Source organism: Paraburkholderia sp. BR10872 (genome assembly GCF_040965835.1).
Lineage (GTDB): Bacteria > Pseudomonadota > Gammaproteobacteria > Burkholderiales > Burkholderiaceae > Paraburkholderia > Paraburkholderia nodosa_A.
The window spans coordinates 107,783-121,712 of record NZ_JBFRCN010000006.1 but is presented as its reverse complement, the minus strand read 5'-3'; the positions used below and the strand labels follow the sequence as shown (position 1 = coordinate 121,712).

The 13,930-nt window shown below is 65.0% G+C and carries 16 protein-coding genes and 1 pseudogene; 15 read left to right on the top strand and 2 right to left on the bottom strand.

What is annotated here, in order from left to right; all coding sequences use genetic code 11:
- From AB4Y43_RS07315 to AB4Y43_RS07305, 3 genes are read left to right on the top strand one after another with little or no spacing between them, the layout of a single operon-like run.
- Nucleotides 1-660, top strand: coding sequence for an HAD-IIIA family hydrolase (locus AB4Y43_RS07315; RefSeq protein ID WP_069262580.1), 660 nt, complete (start codon nucleotides 1-3; stop codon nucleotides 658-660).
- Complete coding sequence (locus tag AB4Y43_RS07310) at nucleotides 657-1,061, top strand: Rieske (2Fe-2S) protein (RefSeq protein WP_368727355.1); 405 nt, start codon at nucleotides 657-659, stop codon at nucleotides 1,059-1,061. The genes AB4Y43_RS07315 and AB4Y43_RS07310 overlap by 4 nt, the downstream gene beginning before the upstream one ends.
- 38 nt (nucleotides 1,062-1,099) lie before the next feature.
- On the top strand, nucleotides 1,100-2,104 hold the full coding sequence (locus tag AB4Y43_RS07305) for a S49 family peptidase (protein WP_368727354.1): 1,005 nt from the start codon (nucleotides 1,100-1,102) through the stop codon (nucleotides 2,102-2,104).
- A gap of 97 nt (nucleotides 2,105-2,201) precedes the next feature.
- Here the strand turns inward: AB4Y43_RS07305 and AB4Y43_RS07300 are convergent.
- A pseudogene (locus AB4Y43_RS07300) lies at nucleotides 2,202-2,924 on the bottom strand (SAM-dependent methyltransferase).
- The gene (locus AB4Y43_RS07295; RefSeq protein ID WP_368727353.1) at nucleotides 2,921-3,559 is read right to left on the bottom strand and encodes a Maf-like protein; all 639 of its coding nucleotides are present in this window, start codon (nucleotides 3,557-3,559) and stop codon (nucleotides 2,921-2,923) included. The pseudogene AB4Y43_RS07300 and the gene AB4Y43_RS07295 overlap by 4 nt, the downstream one beginning before the upstream one ends.
- A gap of 452 nt (nucleotides 3,560-4,011) precedes the next feature.
- On the opposite strand from AB4Y43_RS07295, the gene AB4Y43_RS07290 reads away from it, so the two are divergent.
- The 12 genes from AB4Y43_RS07290 to AB4Y43_RS07235 all read left to right on the top strand — a co-directional run bounded on the left by AB4Y43_RS07290 (nucleotide 4,012) and on the right by AB4Y43_RS07235 (nucleotide 13,919).
- The gene (locus tag AB4Y43_RS07290) at nucleotides 4,012-4,653 is read left to right on the top strand and encodes a DUF177 domain-containing protein (protein WP_342945444.1); all 642 of its coding nucleotides are present in this window, start codon (nucleotides 4,012-4,014) and stop codon (nucleotides 4,651-4,653) included.
- Nucleotides 4,654-4,787: 134 nt separating this feature from the next.
- On the top strand, nucleotides 4,788-4,967 hold the full coding sequence (gene rpmF / locus AB4Y43_RS07285) for a 50S ribosomal protein L32 (protein WP_018441573.1): 180 nt from the start codon (nucleotides 4,788-4,790) through the stop codon (nucleotides 4,965-4,967).
- 134 nt (nucleotides 4,968-5,101) lie between these two features.
- Nucleotides 5,102-6,241, top strand: a complete 1,140-nt coding sequence (gene plsX / locus AB4Y43_RS07280) for a phosphate acyltransferase PlsX (RefSeq protein WP_069262574.1) — start codon at nucleotides 5,102-5,104, stop codon at nucleotides 6,239-6,241.
- Nucleotides 6,241-7,230 (top strand): beta-ketoacyl-ACP synthase III, encoded by a 990-nt coding sequence (locus tag AB4Y43_RS07275; protein ID WP_069262573.1) that lies wholly within the window; start codon nucleotides 6,241-6,243, stop codon nucleotides 7,228-7,230. The genes plsX and AB4Y43_RS07275 overlap by 1 nt, the downstream gene beginning before the upstream one ends.
- Nucleotides 7,231-7,353: 123 nt before the next feature.
- Nucleotides 7,354-8,292 carry an ACP S-malonyltransferase gene (fabD, locus tag AB4Y43_RS07270; RefSeq protein WP_368727352.1) on the top strand — a complete coding sequence of 313 codons (939 nt, stop codon included), beginning with the start codon at nucleotides 7,354-7,356 and terminating at the stop codon, nucleotides 8,290-8,292.
- A gap of 34 nt (nucleotides 8,293-8,326) precedes the next feature.
- The gene (gene fabG / locus AB4Y43_RS07265) at nucleotides 8,327-9,076 is read left to right on the top strand and encodes a 3-oxoacyl-ACP reductase FabG (RefSeq protein WP_342945447.1); all 750 of its coding nucleotides are present in this window, start codon (nucleotides 8,327-8,329) and stop codon (nucleotides 9,074-9,076) included.
- A 167-nt stretch (nucleotides 9,077-9,243) separates the two neighbouring features.
- Nucleotides 9,244-9,483, top strand: coding sequence for an acyl carrier protein (acpP, locus tag AB4Y43_RS07260; RefSeq protein WP_004197638.1), 240 nt, complete (start codon nucleotides 9,244-9,246; stop codon nucleotides 9,481-9,483).
- Between the two features lie 191 nt (nucleotides 9,484-9,674).
- Nucleotides 9,675-10,916: a beta-ketoacyl-ACP synthase II gene (fabF, locus tag AB4Y43_RS07255; RefSeq protein WP_342945448.1), complete on the top strand. Its 1,242-nt coding sequence runs from the start codon at nucleotides 9,675-9,677 to the stop codon at nucleotides 10,914-10,916.
- Between the two features lie 23 nt (nucleotides 10,917-10,939).
- Entirely contained in the window at nucleotides 10,940-11,410 is a 471-nt protein-coding gene (locus tag AB4Y43_RS07250) for a protein YgfX (RefSeq protein WP_256094520.1), read from the top strand.
- A 113-nt stretch (nucleotides 11,411-11,523) separates the two neighbouring features.
- Complete coding sequence (gene rpoE, locus AB4Y43_RS07245) at nucleotides 11,524-12,123, top strand: RNA polymerase sigma factor RpoE (protein ID WP_027795258.1); 600 nt, start codon at nucleotides 11,524-11,526, stop codon at nucleotides 12,121-12,123.
- A gap of 87 nt (nucleotides 12,124-12,210) precedes the next feature.
- The gene (locus tag AB4Y43_RS07240) at nucleotides 12,211-12,852 is read left to right on the top strand and encodes a sigma-E factor negative regulatory protein (protein WP_368727351.1); all 642 of its coding nucleotides are present in this window, start codon (nucleotides 12,211-12,213) and stop codon (nucleotides 12,850-12,852) included.
- Between the two features lie 5 nt (nucleotides 12,853-12,857).
- Nucleotides 12,858-13,919, top strand: coding sequence for a MucB/RseB C-terminal domain-containing protein (locus AB4Y43_RS07235; RefSeq protein WP_368727380.1), 1,062 nt, complete (start codon nucleotides 12,858-12,860; stop codon nucleotides 13,917-13,919).
- Nucleotides 13,920-13,930: the final 11 nt, after the last annotated feature.

Here is a 13,930-nt window from a genome sequence, read left to right as displayed (position 1 = left end):
ATGGCTCGAGAGTTATTTGACCTGATTGTGTTCGACTGGGACGGCACCCTGATGGACTCGACCGCCCATATCACGCGCAGCATCCAGGCGGCGTGCCGCGACCTCGGCTTGCCCGTGCCCGGAGACGAGGCGGCGAGCTACGTGATCGGCCTCGGCCTGCGAGAGGCGCTGCAGATCGCCGCGCCCACGCTCGATCCGGCCGACTACCCGCGGCTCGTCGAGCGCTATCGCATCCATTATTTGCTGAAGGACCAGCAGACCGAGCTGTTCGCAGGCGTGCGCGAGATGCTCGCGGAACTGCGCGACACCGGCTACCTGCTCGCCGTGGCGACGGGCAAGAGCCGCGTGGGGCTGAACCGCGCGCTGGCGGATTCGCGGCTCACGAGCCTCTTCGACGGCACCCGCTGCGCCGATGAAACCTTCTCGAAGCCGCATCCGGCCATGCTTCAGGAGCTCACGCGCGAACTGGGGCAGGATCTGGGGCGCACGGTGATGATCGGCGACACGACCCACGATCTGCAGATGGCGATCAACGCGGGCGCGGCTGCCATTGGCGTGGCGTATGGCGCGCACGCATCCGGCGCACTCGAAAAGCTCGAGCCGCGCTTTGTCGCGCCCGACGTTGCTGCGCTCGCGGGCTGGCTGCGGGAGAACGCATGAGCGCGGCGCCCGAGACAGCGGCGCTCGAGCCGGTGCGCGTCTGCGCGTCCGACGAACTCACCGAGGGCGGCGAGGGTCGGCGCATGAATGCAACCTACGCGGGCGGCGACGCGGTGGTGTTCTTCGTGCGCTACGGTGGAGAGGTGTACGGCTACCTGAACCGCTGCGCGCACGTGCCGATGGAACTCGACTGGGTCGAGGGCCAGTTCTTCGAGTCGTCGGGGCTCTATCTGATGTGCGCCACGCACGGCGCGATCTACCAGCCCGACACGGGCAAGTGCGTGGGCGGCCCATGCCGCGGCGGGCGTTTGCGCCCCGTGCAAGTCGAGGAACGCGACACGCCCGAGGGGCGTGCGGTATTCTGGCTGCCGGACGACGCTTTGCGTCCGACCCCAACCTGATTCCTCACTTTCGACCCTTTCGAACGTAACCCGCTCGCATGTCCGACAATCCGACCCCTGATTCGAACGAAGCGCCACGCGCGGCTTCGTCAGACCGCGGCGCGCCCGCGCCTGGCTGCGAGCGCGAGGCGCTCGAACGTATCGCGCTCGCGGCCATCAGCGAGCAGCGTGCGGCGCGGCGCTGGCGTATTTTCTTTCGCTTCGCGTTTCTCGCCGTGTTCGTGGTGATCGCGTGGGCGATCCTCGATCTGTCGGGCGCGCGCGTGGAGAGTGAAGGGCGCCACACGGCGCTCGTTTCGCTCGACGGCGAAATCGGCTCCGACACCCCGGCGAATGCGGAGGACATCATCAGCGCGCTCGACAGCGCCTTCGACGACGACGGCACCGCAGGCGTCATCCTGCATATCGACAGCCCCGGCGGCAGCCCGGTGCAGGCCGGCATCATCAACGACGAGATCCACCGTCTGCGCATCAAGTATCCGGCCATCCCGCTGTATGTGGTGGTGGGCGACATGTGCGCTTCGGGCGGATATTACGTCGCGGCCGCCGCCGACAAGATTTACGTCAACAAGGCGAGCATCGTGGGCTCGATCGGCGTGCTGATGGACGGATTCGGCTTTACCGGCCTCATGGACAAGCTCGGCGTCCAGCGGCGCCTGCGTACCTCGGGAGAAAACAAGGGTTTCTTCGACCCGTTCTCGCCCGACACGCCGAAAATGGACGCGCACGCCCAGGAGATGCTCGACCAGATTCACCAACAGTTCATCGACGCCGTGAAAGCGGGCCGCGGCAAGCGCCTGAAGGACTCGCCGGATGTCTTCTCGGGCTTGTTCTGGACCGGGCAGAAGAGCGTGGAACTCGGTCTGGCTGACGGCTACGGCGACACCGATTACGTGGCGCGCGAGGTCATCAAGGCGCCGGACGTCGTCGATTACACGGTCAAGCAGAGCCTCACCGATCGCGTGGCGAAGCGCGTGGGCGCGAACATCGGCTCGGCGGCTGTGCATTCGCTGCTGATGGGCGGCAAGCTGTCGGTGCACTGAGCACTGGCGGCGCGTTAGCCACCGGTCGTCCTCGAGAAAAATCGGCCGCTGCGCGAGGGTTGCGCAGCGGCCGATTCGTTTTTGCGTGCCGAAGGGTTCAGTGCGCGAGCAGCAGGAAGATCGCCGGCCGCTTGTGCAATTCGGGCGCGGGCTTCTTTTTCCAGTCGGACACGGCGCGGCTCACTATCGTCTACGTGGGCAGCGTGAGATCGGCGGCGACGCACACGAGCGTGGAGGGCGCACAGGTCGCGAGCAGCGCGTCGAGCAGCGTGCGGTTGCGGTAGGGCGTCTCGATGAAGATCTGCGTCTGCTTGCCCTTGCGCGAGATCTGCTCGAGATCGCGCAGCTTTTTCACGCGCTCGTTCGCGTCGACGGGCAGGTACCCGTGAAACGCGAAGCTCTGGCCGTTCAGGCCCGACGCCATCAACGCGAGCAGAATCGAACTCGGACCCACGAGCGGCACGACCTTGATGCCGCGCTCGTGCGCGCGCCGCACGAGCAGCGCGCCCGGATCGGCGACTGCGGGCACGCCCGCCTCGGAAACGAGCCCCGTGTCGATGCCCGCGAGCAGCGGGGCGAGCAGCTTCTCGACCTCGCCGGCGGGCGTGTTGACATTGAGTTCGCGGATCTCGATTTCCTGGATCGGCCGCGTCGTGCCCACGCGTTTGAGGAAGGCGCGCGTGGTCTTCGCGTTTTCGCCGATATAGCTGGCGAGCGCGCCCGCGCGTTCGCGCACGGGCGTCGGCAGGACGGCGTTGAGCGCGGCATCGTCGCCTTCGCCGAGCGTGTTGGGGATCAGGTAGAGGGTGCCCAGGCTCATGCTTGCGTCTCCAGCAACGGGTATCCCGCGGCAAGCAGCATGCGCGTGAGCGCGATGAGCGGCAGGCCGATCAGGGCGGTGGGGTCCTCCGATTCGATCGCTTCGAGTAGTGCGATGCCGAGTCCCTCCGATTTCGCGCTGCCCGCGCAGTCGTAAGGCGTTTCGGCGCGCAGGTAGGCGTCGAGCGCGGCGTCGGGCAGGTCGCGAAAGCGCACCTTCGTGACGACATCGACGGTATCCGTTTGGCCAGTCGCGGTGTCGAGCACGCTCAGGGCACTATGGAACAACACTTCGCGGCCGCGCATGGCCAGCAACTGCTCGAGCGCGCGCTCGTGCGTGCCGGGCTTGCCGATCTGGCGGCCATCGAAGGTGGCGACCTGGTCGGAGCCGATCACCAGCGTTCGCGTCGCGCCGGCGGGCAGCGCGGCGGCCACGGCGCGGGCCTTCGCGGTAGCCAGGCGCAGCGCCGTCGCTTCGGGCGTTTCGCCGGGCTGCGGCGTTTCGTCGACGGCGGGCACGGCCGTGTCGAAGGGAATGCGCAGGCGCTCGAGCAACTCGCGCCGGTAGCGCGAGCTGGAGGCGAGGATGAGGGCGGGGCGGCCCGTGCGCGGGGCCTGCGAGGGAGAATCCTGCATGTTCGATCTGAGTATCGGAGTATGGAAGAGCGGCTGCGAATGTGGCTGCGTTTGCGACTGGAGAAAAGGCGGCTGTGGTTTGGCGATTTTCGGGCGGATTCGCCGTGAAAACGGGGTCGGATATCCCGCACAACGTCGTCAGAGGCTCCCGAAAACCGCGCTTGCACAGACACTTGCGTACGCGAGCTTAAGTGTTTGACTCACAAAGATAAAGGCGATATGATTTTGGGCTTTTCATCGGTACGCTCTCGTCGCACGTCTTGTGCGGGCGCATGAATTTCGCGGCGTCACGGCTCGAATGACCTTGCCGGCAGTAGCGTGTCGATGGCGAATGTTGGCAAGCGCAGGTCGATAGCGACCCGTGCGGGCCGGCCAGGCTGGATTGCTGCGGGCCGCTGGCGGCTTTCGCGCATCGCTCGCCGCGCCCTAAGCCTTGAAGCAGGAGAGCGCACATGACCGAACACACTGGCAAGCCTGCTGGCGCCGAATTGAATCCGCGCGACTTCGATATCTTCGAATTCGCGCGCAGCGAGCGCGAAGCGGCAGGCGTCGTGCGCGTCTCGCAACTGCCGCGCATGTTAAACGAAGTCCCGGCCGACGCGCCAGATCGCGACACCGCGTTCACCTGGCAGGCTGCGGGCTTTACCCAGCAGGAATTGCAGGACGACGGCACCGAAGGGCCGCAGCCATACCTGCGGCTGGCTGTTCACGGTGGCGCGTGGCTCACGTGCCAGCGGTGCCTCGCTCCCTACGAGCAGGCATTCAATGCGGATGCGACCTTCCGTATCGTCCAGACGGAAGAAGAGGCGGACGAGTTTCCGCTCGACGACGATGAAGTCGAAGTGATCGTGGGCTCGCGCCATTTCGATCTCGTCGACTTGATCGAAGAGGAGCTGTTGCTCGCGCTGCCGCTGGTGCCGAAGCATGAAGTCTGTCCGGAAATTCACGAAAGCCTCGCCTCGGGTCCCGACGGCGCGGAAGGCGTGGATTCCGTAGACGACGTGCCGGAGCAGGAAATCGAGCCGGAAGAGCGCGTCAACCCGTTTGCGGCGCTCGAATCGCTCAAGAAGGACGGTCCTGGCAGCAAGCACTGAGGGAAGCCTTGGGCGGCTGTGCGGGGCAGGCAGTACCAGACGCGTGGGCCTGAGCCCGGAGTCCGGCCATCCCCCAAGGGTGGCGGCGGCCGGATCGGGCTGTGTTAGAATTCGGAAAATTTTCAGGAGTTATCATGGCAGTTCAACAAAACAAGAAGTCGCCGTCGAAGCGCGGTATGCACCGCTCGCACGATTTCCTCACGGGCGCGCCGCTGGCCGTCGAGCCGAGCACGGGTGAAGTGCATCTGCGTCACCACATCAGCCCGAACGGCTACTACCGCGGCAAGAAAGTCGTCAAGACCAAGAACGACTAATCGTTTCAGCGTGCGGCGCAGTGTTTGACATCTGGCGCCGCATCTGACGATTCCGTTCGCTTGACCATATTTCGGCTCGGCAAAAAGGCGGCATTCAACTGCCGCTTTTTTATGCCTGAAATCCGTCGCATTCCATGACTGTTACGCTCACGATAGATTGCATGGGAGGCGACCACGGCCCGTCTGTGACGGTGCCTGCCGCAGTCCATTTCGTCCGCTCGCACCCCGACGCGCATCTCATGCTCGTGGGCGTCGAGTCGGCGGTTCGCGCCCAGTTAAAGAAGCTGAAGGCGTCGGACCATCCCGCGCTTACCGTCGTGCCCGCCACCGAGGTCGTCGAAATGGACGATCCGGTTGAAGTCGCCCTGCGCAAGAAAAAAGATTCGTCGATGCGCGTCGCGCTCAATCGCGTGAAAGAGGGCGAGGCGCAAGCCTGCATCTCGGCCGGCAATACCGGTGCGCTAATGGCGGTCTCGCGCTACGTGCTGAAGACGTTGCCCGGCATCGAACGCCCGGCCATCGCCTTCGCGCTGCCGAACCCGCGCGGCTATACGACGATGCTAGACCTCGGCGCGAACGTCGACTGCGAACCGCAGCACCTGCTGCAGTTCGCGGAGATGGGCCACGCGCTCGTCGCGGCGCTCGAGGGCAAGGATCGCCCAACCATCGGGCTCCTGAATATCGGCGAAGAAGTCATCAAGGGCAACGACACCATCAAGCGCGCGGGCGAGCTCCTGCGCGCGAGCACGCTGAACTTCCGCGGCAACGTCGAAGGCAACGACATTTACAAGGGCACCGTCGACGTCATCGTCTGTGACGGTTTCGTTGGGAATGTCGCGCTCAAGACGTCGGAGGGCCTCGCGCAGATGCTCAACGACATGATCAAGGAAGAGTTCGGCCGCTCATGGCTCACGAAGCTCATGGCGATTGCCGCACTGCCCGTGCTCATGCGCTTCAAGAAGCGTGTCGACCATCGCCAGTACAACGGCGCGGCGCTGCTCGGCCTGAAGAGCCTCGTCATCAAGAGCCACGGCTCGGCCGATGCCTACGCGTTTGAGTGTGCGATCAATCGCGGGTATGATGCCGTCAAAAATGGCGTGCTGGAGCGCCTCGCGCACGCCATGGAAGAAAACGCCGGTTCGCTCGAACAGGCGGCAGACGAGCCCGGCGGCGCCCAGAACGTGCAAGCCGCGCAGGCGGGGCAGGCTACCAGTGCGCCCAGCCAGGCAGCGGGCGAGGTACCGCCCGGCGCCGCATCATCCTCGAAGGCATAATGGCTCAATCGACTCTCTATTCCCGCGTGATCGGCACGGGCAGCTACCTTCCGCCTGATCGCGTCACCAACCAGGAACTGGCCGAACGGCTCGCCGCAAAAGGCGTCGAAACGAGCGACGAGTGGATCGTGGCCCGCACGGGCATTCACGCGCGCCACTTCGCCGCGCCCGACGTCACGACGAGCGATCTCGCGCTTGCGGCATCGCAGCGCGCGATCGCGGCAGCCGACGTCGATCCGCAGTCGATCGACCTCATCATCGTCGCCACTTCCACGCCCGATTTCGTCTTTCCGAGCACGGCCTGCCTCTTGCAGAACAAGCTCGGCATCCGCAATCACGGCGCGGCGTTCGACGTGCAGGCCGTGTGCTCGGGCTTCGCGTACGCCGTTTCGGTAGCCGACAGCCTGATCCGCAGCGGCCAGCATCGCACGGCGCTCGTGGTCGGCGCGGAGACCTTCTCGCGAATTCTCGATTTCAACGATCGCACCACCTGTGTGCTGTTCGGCGACGGCGCAGGCGCGATCATCCTGCAGGCGTCGAGCGAACCGGGCGTGCTTTCGAGCGCGCTGCACGCCGACGGCAGCTACGCGCACATCCTGTGCACGCCGGGCAACGTGCACGGCGGCGTGATCGCGGGCAACGCGTTCCTGCACATGGACGGCCAGGCCGTGTTCAAGCTGGCCGTGAACGTGCTCGAAAAGGTCGCGATCGAGGCGCTCGACAAGGCGCAGCTCACCGCCGACCAGGTCGACTGGCTGATCCCGCACCAGGCCAACATCCGCATCATGCAGGGCACTTGCCGCAAGCTCGGCCTGCCCGCGGAGCGCATGGTGGTGACGGTGGGCGAACATGGCAACACCTCGGCGGCCTCGATTCCGCTCGCTTTCGACGTCGCGGTGCGCGACGGCCGCATCAAGCGCGGCCACAACGTGCTGATCGAAGGCGTCGGCGGCGGCTTCACCTGGGGCGCCTCCGTCATCCGCTTCTAAGCATCCTGAGCGGGCTTTCGCGCTCCCGCAGCGGTCCTGGCGCACGACGTGCATGTCGCGCGCAGCCGGCGGCGGTTCATCCGAGCACATTGCCCACCCGTATTGATCGAATTTGGGGACGTTATGAAATTCGCGTTCGTTTTTCCCGGACAGGGCTCGCAGGCCGTCGGCATGCTCGCCGCCTTCGCCGATAACGCCATCGTGCGCGAGACGCTGCAAGAAGCGTCCGACGCGCTGGGCCAGGACCTCGGCAAGCTGATCGCCGAAGGCCCCGCCGAAGAACTCAATCTCACCACCAACACGCAGCCGGTCATGCTCACCGCCGCCTACGCCGTCTATCGCGCGTGGCAGCAGGCGGGCGGCGCTCTGCCTGCCATCGTCGCGGGCCACAGCCTCGGCGAATACACGGCGCTCGTCGCCGCCGGCGTCCTCGCGTTCCGCGACGCCGTGCCGCTCGTGCGCTTTCGCGCGCAGGCGATGCAAAGCGCGGTGCCGGTGGGCGAGGGCGGCATGGCCGCCGTGCTCGGTCTCGACGACGACACCGTGCGCGCAGTCTGCACGGAAGCCGCCGCTGCAAGCGGCGGCGTGGTCGAAGCCGTGAACTTCAACGCGCCGGCGCAAGTCGTGATCGCGGGCCACAAGGGCGCGGTCGAGAAGGCCTGCGAGATCGCCAAGGCGAAGGGCGCCAAGCGCGCGCTGCCGCTGCCGGTTTCGGCGCCGTTCCACTCGTCGCTGCTCAAGCCTGCCTCGGATCAGTTGCGCGACTATCTCGCGAACGTGACGCTGAACGCGCCGCAGATCCCCGTGGTGAACAACGTCGACGTGGCATTCGAAACCGACCCCGCGAAAATTCGCGACGCGCTCGTGCGCCAGGCCGCGGGCGCCGTGCGCTGGGTCGAATGTGTGCAGGCCATTGCGGCGCAAGGCGCGACGCACGTGGTCGAATGCGGTCCGGGCAAGGTGCTTGCGGGCCTCACCAGGCGTATCGACGGCAACCTGGTCGGCGCCTCGGTGCTCGATCCGAAGTCGCTCGACGAAGCGCTTGCGCTTCTGAAGGCCTGAGCGCCTACGCCACCACCGCTAACGGATTCAAACGATGGAAAAGACTCTCGACAATCAAGCCGCGATCGTGACCGGCGCCACCCGCGGCATCGGCCGCGCGATCGCGCTGGAACTGGCGCGCCAGGGCGCGACAGTGATCGGTACGGCAACGAGCGAAGCCGGCGCGCAGGCCATCTCGGCCGCTTTCGAAGCAGCGGGCCTGAAGGGCCGCGGCGCGGTGCTCGACGTGAACGACGCCGCTGCGGCGGAGGCGCTGATCGACGCAACGGTCAAGGAATTCGGCGGTCTTGCGATCCTCGTCAATAATGCGGGCATCACGCAGGACAACCTGGCGATGCGCATGAAGGACGACGAGTGGGACTCGGTCATCGACACCAACCTGAAGTCGGTGTTCCGCCTCTCGCGCGCCGTGCTGCGCCCGATGATGAAGGCGAAGGGCGGCCGCATCATCAATATCACCTCGGTGGTGGGCTCGTCGGGCAACCCGGGTCAGGCTAACTACGCCGCCGCCAAGGCCGGCGTGGCGGGCATGACGCGCGCGCTCGCACGCGAGATCGGCAGCCGCGGCATCACCGTGAACTGCGTCGCGCCCGGTTTCATCGACACCGACATGACGAAGGACTTGCCGGCGGAGCAGCAAGCCGCGCTCAAGCAGCAGATTCCGTTGGGCCGTCTCGGCAGCCCGGACGACATCGCGCATGCGGTCGCGTTCCTCGCGTCGCCGCAGGCGGCCTACATCACGGGCACGACGTTGCACGTGAACGGCGGCATGTATATGTCTTAACCGGATTCAGGTACTATCCGCGCCTTGATGCGCTTGATGCAAAACATTGCGCAAGCGCCGTCGCGGATAGCCTTCCGGAACCTTGAGCGCCGCTTTTCAGCCAGGTCAAACCTGATAAAATGCGCGCACTCGCATTCATGAGCTAACTTTTTTCCCTTGGAGGGGTAATGGACAACATCGAACAGCGCGTCAAGAAGATCGTCGCCGAGCAACTGGGCGTCGCCGAAGCTGAAATCAAGAACGAAGCTTCGTTCGTGAACGATCTGGGCGCCGACTCGCTCGACACCGTCGAACTGGTCATGGCTCTCGAAGACGAGTTCGGCATGGAAATCCCGGACGAGGAAGCCGAGAAGATCACGACGGTTCAGCAAGCGATCGACTACGCTCGCGCGAACGTCAAGGCTTAAGCGCCAGATTCCCGCCTGGGCCGCGCAACGCAGTGCGCTGGCGGCCCGCGAGGACGCTCGCCCGTGAAACCGCATACGCCTGCCGCACTCGCTGCGGGGCATCTGCCGGTCAACTAGCCACAGGGCTCACAGGAGCATTTCCTGTGGCCTCTGTGGCTTTTGTTTTTGTCATCTATGGATAAGGGGTTACCGTGAGCCGTCGTCGAGTTGTTGTTACAGGCCTGGGGCTGATTTCGCCTGTTGGCAATAATGTTGCCGACGGCTGGGCCAATCTGGTCGCCGGGAAGTCCGGCATCGCCAACATCACGAAGTTCGACGCTACGAACTTCTCGACCCGCTTTGCCGGCGAAGTGAAGGGCTTCAACGTCGAAGACTACATGCCGGCGAAAGAAGCGCGCCATATGGACACGTTCATCCATTACGGCATCGCGGCGGGCATGCAGGCGATCCAGGACAGCGGTCTCGAAGTCACCGAAGCGAACGCTGAGCGGATCGGCGTGAACGTCGGCTCGGGCATCGGCGGTCTGCCGATGATCGAAGTCACGCAAACCGAACTGCTCAACCGCGGCCCGCGCCGCATCTCGCCGTTCTTCGTGCCCGCCTCGATCATCAACATGATCTCGGGCCATCTGTCGATCAAGTACGGCCTCAAGGGTCCGAATCTGGCGATGGTCACGGCATGTACGACCGGCCTGCACTGCATCGGCGAAGCGTCGCGTCTGATCGAATACGGCGACTGCGACGTGATGATCGCGGGCGGTGCGGAAGCGACCGTGTCGCCGCTCGGCATCGGCGGCTTCGCGGCGGCGCGCGCGCTCTCGCAGCGCAACGACGATCCGGCGACGGCCAGCCGTCCGTGGGACAAGGACCGTGACGGCTTCGTGCTCGGCGAAGGCGCGGGCGTGATGGTGCTCGAAGAGTACGAACACGCGAAGGCGCGCGGCGCGAAGATCTACGCGGAAATCGGCGGCTACGGCATGAGCGGTGATGCGTATCACATGACCGCTCCGCCGGAAGATGGCGACGGCGCACGCCGCTGCATGATCGCCGCGCTGAAGAACGCGGGCGTCAACGCCAACGAAGTGAACTGGCTCAGCGCACACGGCACGTCGACGCCGCTCGGCGACCTCGCGGAAACCCTCGCGATCAAGCGCGCGTTCGGTGACCACGCGAAGGACATCGTCGTGAACTCTACAAAGTCGATGACGGGCCACCTGCTGGGTGGCTCGGGCGGCCTGGAATCGGTGTTTACGGTGCTCGCGGTGCATAACCAGGTGTCGCCGCCGACGATCAACATCTTCAACCAGGATCCGGCATGCGACCTGGACTACTGCGCGAACACCGCGCGGGACATGAAGATCGACGTCGCGCTGAAGAACTCGTTCGGGTTCGGCGGCACGAACGGCACGCTCGTCTTCAAGCGTCACGCTTGATCCCGCACGACGAGACAGCGGCCGTGCCGAATGCTTCGGCCGGCCGCGTCCCTCCTGCTTTCCCCTCGCGGCGCGCGGGCGCGCCGCTTCTTTCCCTGCGTCCATCGCTTGCGCTGCAATTGCTCGTTGCCGCGGGTCTGGGCGTGGCCGCGGCCGCCGTCTACACGGCGCTCGCACCCTGGCTCGGCGTCTGGCAAGCGTTGCCGGTCACGCTGGCGTTCCTCGCGACCGGCGGCCTCGCGGCTGCGGCGTGGCGCCGCAAGCAACCGGCCTTCCTCGAAATCGGGTCGGATTTTCTCGCGGCCTGGTCGTGCGATGGCGCCTGCCTCGCGGCCGGGCGGCTTGCCGGCGCGTCGCAATGGGGCGCGTGGCTGCTCGCGCTCGTCGTGGAGCAGGGCGCACGCCGCACGACGATTCTCGTCGCCGCCGACGCCGTTCCCGCAGAAACCTTCCGCACACTCGCCGTGCGCGCGCGCAGCGCGGCCGGTCGCTGAGCCTCCTTTCGCTGTAAAGCTTGTAACCGCTGTTACTCGCGTAACGTGGGACCGTGGCGAGGACGCTACAATGGTGCCCCCACGTCTACTTCATGTGCTAACGGATTTTTCAGGTGAGCGAAAAAGAAATTGATCAGGTTCTGGTCGAGCGCGTGCAAAAAGGCGACAAGGCCGCGTTCGAGCTCCTGGTCTCGAAATACCACCGCAAGATCATCCGGCTGATCTCGCGCCTCGTGCGGGACCCCGCCGAGGTCGAGGACGTGGCCCAGGACGCCTTTATCAAGGCTTACCGCGCACTACCGCAATTTCGTGGCGAATCGGCTTTCTATACGTGGTTGTACCGAATTGCTGTCAATACGGCAAAGAACTACCTTGCGACCCAGGGAAGACGCGCGCCGACTTCTACCGAGGCAGATGCTGAAGAAGCGGAAACTTTCTCGGACGCCGATCAACTAAGGGATATCAATACGCCCGAGTCGATGTTGATGAGCAAGCAGATCGCACAGACGGTCAATGCTGCGATGGCGGTTTTACCGGAAGAGCTGCGCACCGCCATTACGCTTCGGGAAATAGAAGGCCTAAGCTACGAAGAAATCGCCGAGATGATGGGGTGCCCGATCGGCACCGTCAGATCGAGAATCTTCCGCGCTCGGGAAGCCATTGCGGCAAAATTGCGTCCGCTGCTGGACACTCCGGAAGGTAAGCGCTGGTAAGAAGAACCAGCTTCGCCCCGGGCGGCGACGCGATTCACCAGAATGAGTTGGTGTCACAGGGACGTCTGTTAGGGAATGGGGAGCATCATGGGTTCGGTCTCGATGCAATCGGTATCAAGCTCGCGCAGCGAGCGTCTGTCCGCCTTCGTCGACGGTGAAGCGTCGGCGCAGGAGCATCTGAACGGAAATTTTCTGGAACTCGACGGCGAAGGGCGCGCAGCCTGGTCGGAGTACCACCTGATCGGCGACGTGCTGCGTTCCGACGATCTGGCCCTCAGCCAGGCGGCAAGCCGCGCCTTCATGACGGGTTTTGCGGCGCGCTTCGAAGCGGAGCCGCATCTGCTCGCACCGGCTGCGCTGCCGCAGGTGCAGGCCGGCCGCAATGAGCGCGTTGGCCGCATTCTGGCGCTGCGCCGCCGCGTGATGCCGTCGCTGGCCGTGGCGGCTGCGGCCGCCACGCTCACGTGGATCGTCATGCCGCAGATGCGCGGCGTGGGCATGGCTGGCGCGCCGCAAATCGCTGCTGTGCAGTCGCAGGGCGACGGCGTGCAGCGCGTGGCGATGAACACCACGCCGGCGCCGGTTGCAGGCGGTCAGGACGGCAATATCATCCGCGACGCTCGCCTCGACGAATATCTCCAGGCGCACCAGCAGTTCGCGCAGCAGCCGGTCATTTCGGATTCCATGCCGTACATCCGTTCAGCCGCTCTTACTACGCAAGGCCAATAAGTTTGATGCAGACATTGCGGTTGAATAAAAAGACAATCTGGGGGCGGTTGCCGGCATTCCTTTGCTGCGCAGCCGCGATGTTCACCGCTCTGTCTGTCGCCCCGCGTGCCCACGCGCAAGGCGCGTCCGCGGCCGATGCCGCCACGCGCCAGAGCGCGGCACAGCTGCTCGACCGCATCCAGCAGGCCGCCCAGCAGCAAAGTTACGAAGGCACCTTCGTCTATCAGCGCGGCGAGTTCGTGCAATCTTCGCGCATCACGCATTACGCCTCGAAGCAGGACGGCGAGTTCGAAAAGCTCGAAAGCCTCGACGGCAAGCCGCGCACAATGCTGCGCCACAATGACGATCTCTATACCTTCGTGCCCGAGCGCAAGCTGCTCGTCGTCGAAAAGCGCCAGAACAAGGACGCTTTCCCGGCGCTGCTTTCCACGAGCGGGGACCAGGTGCTGGGCGTCTACGAGCCGAAGATGCTCGCCAACGACCGCGTGGCCGGCCTCGACAGCCAGGTGATCCAGCTCGACCCGAAGGACAATTTCCGTTTCGCCTACAAGCTGTGGGCGGACGCGAAAACCGGTCTGCTGCTGCGCTCGCAGATGCTCGACCCGTCGAACGGCCAGGTGCTCCAGCAGCTCGCGTTCACGCAGGTGCGCATCGGCGGACCCGTCGACAAGACGCCTATCGTCAATGGCATGCGCAATATCGAGGGTTGGAACGTGGTGCGCCCGCCGCTCCAGCCGGTCGACATCGAAGCGCAGGGCTGGTCGTTCGGCCCGGCTGCGCCGGGATTCCAGAAGATTCGCGAAGTGCGCCGGCCGATGGCGGCGCGCGATGCGAGCGATCCGCCCATCCCGGTCGATCAGGCTGTATTCTCTGACGGACTGTCCACGCTTTCCGTCTTTATCGAGCCGGTGAAGAACAACAGTCGCAAGGAAGGCTCGGGCAGCAGTGGCGCGACCCACGTGCTCGTGAAGCGCAACGGCGATTACTTCATCACGTTGCTTGGCGAAGTGCCCCAGACCACGTTGCAGCAGTTCGCGTCTGCCATAGAATACAAGGCTCCCAGGTAACTCCTTCCTTC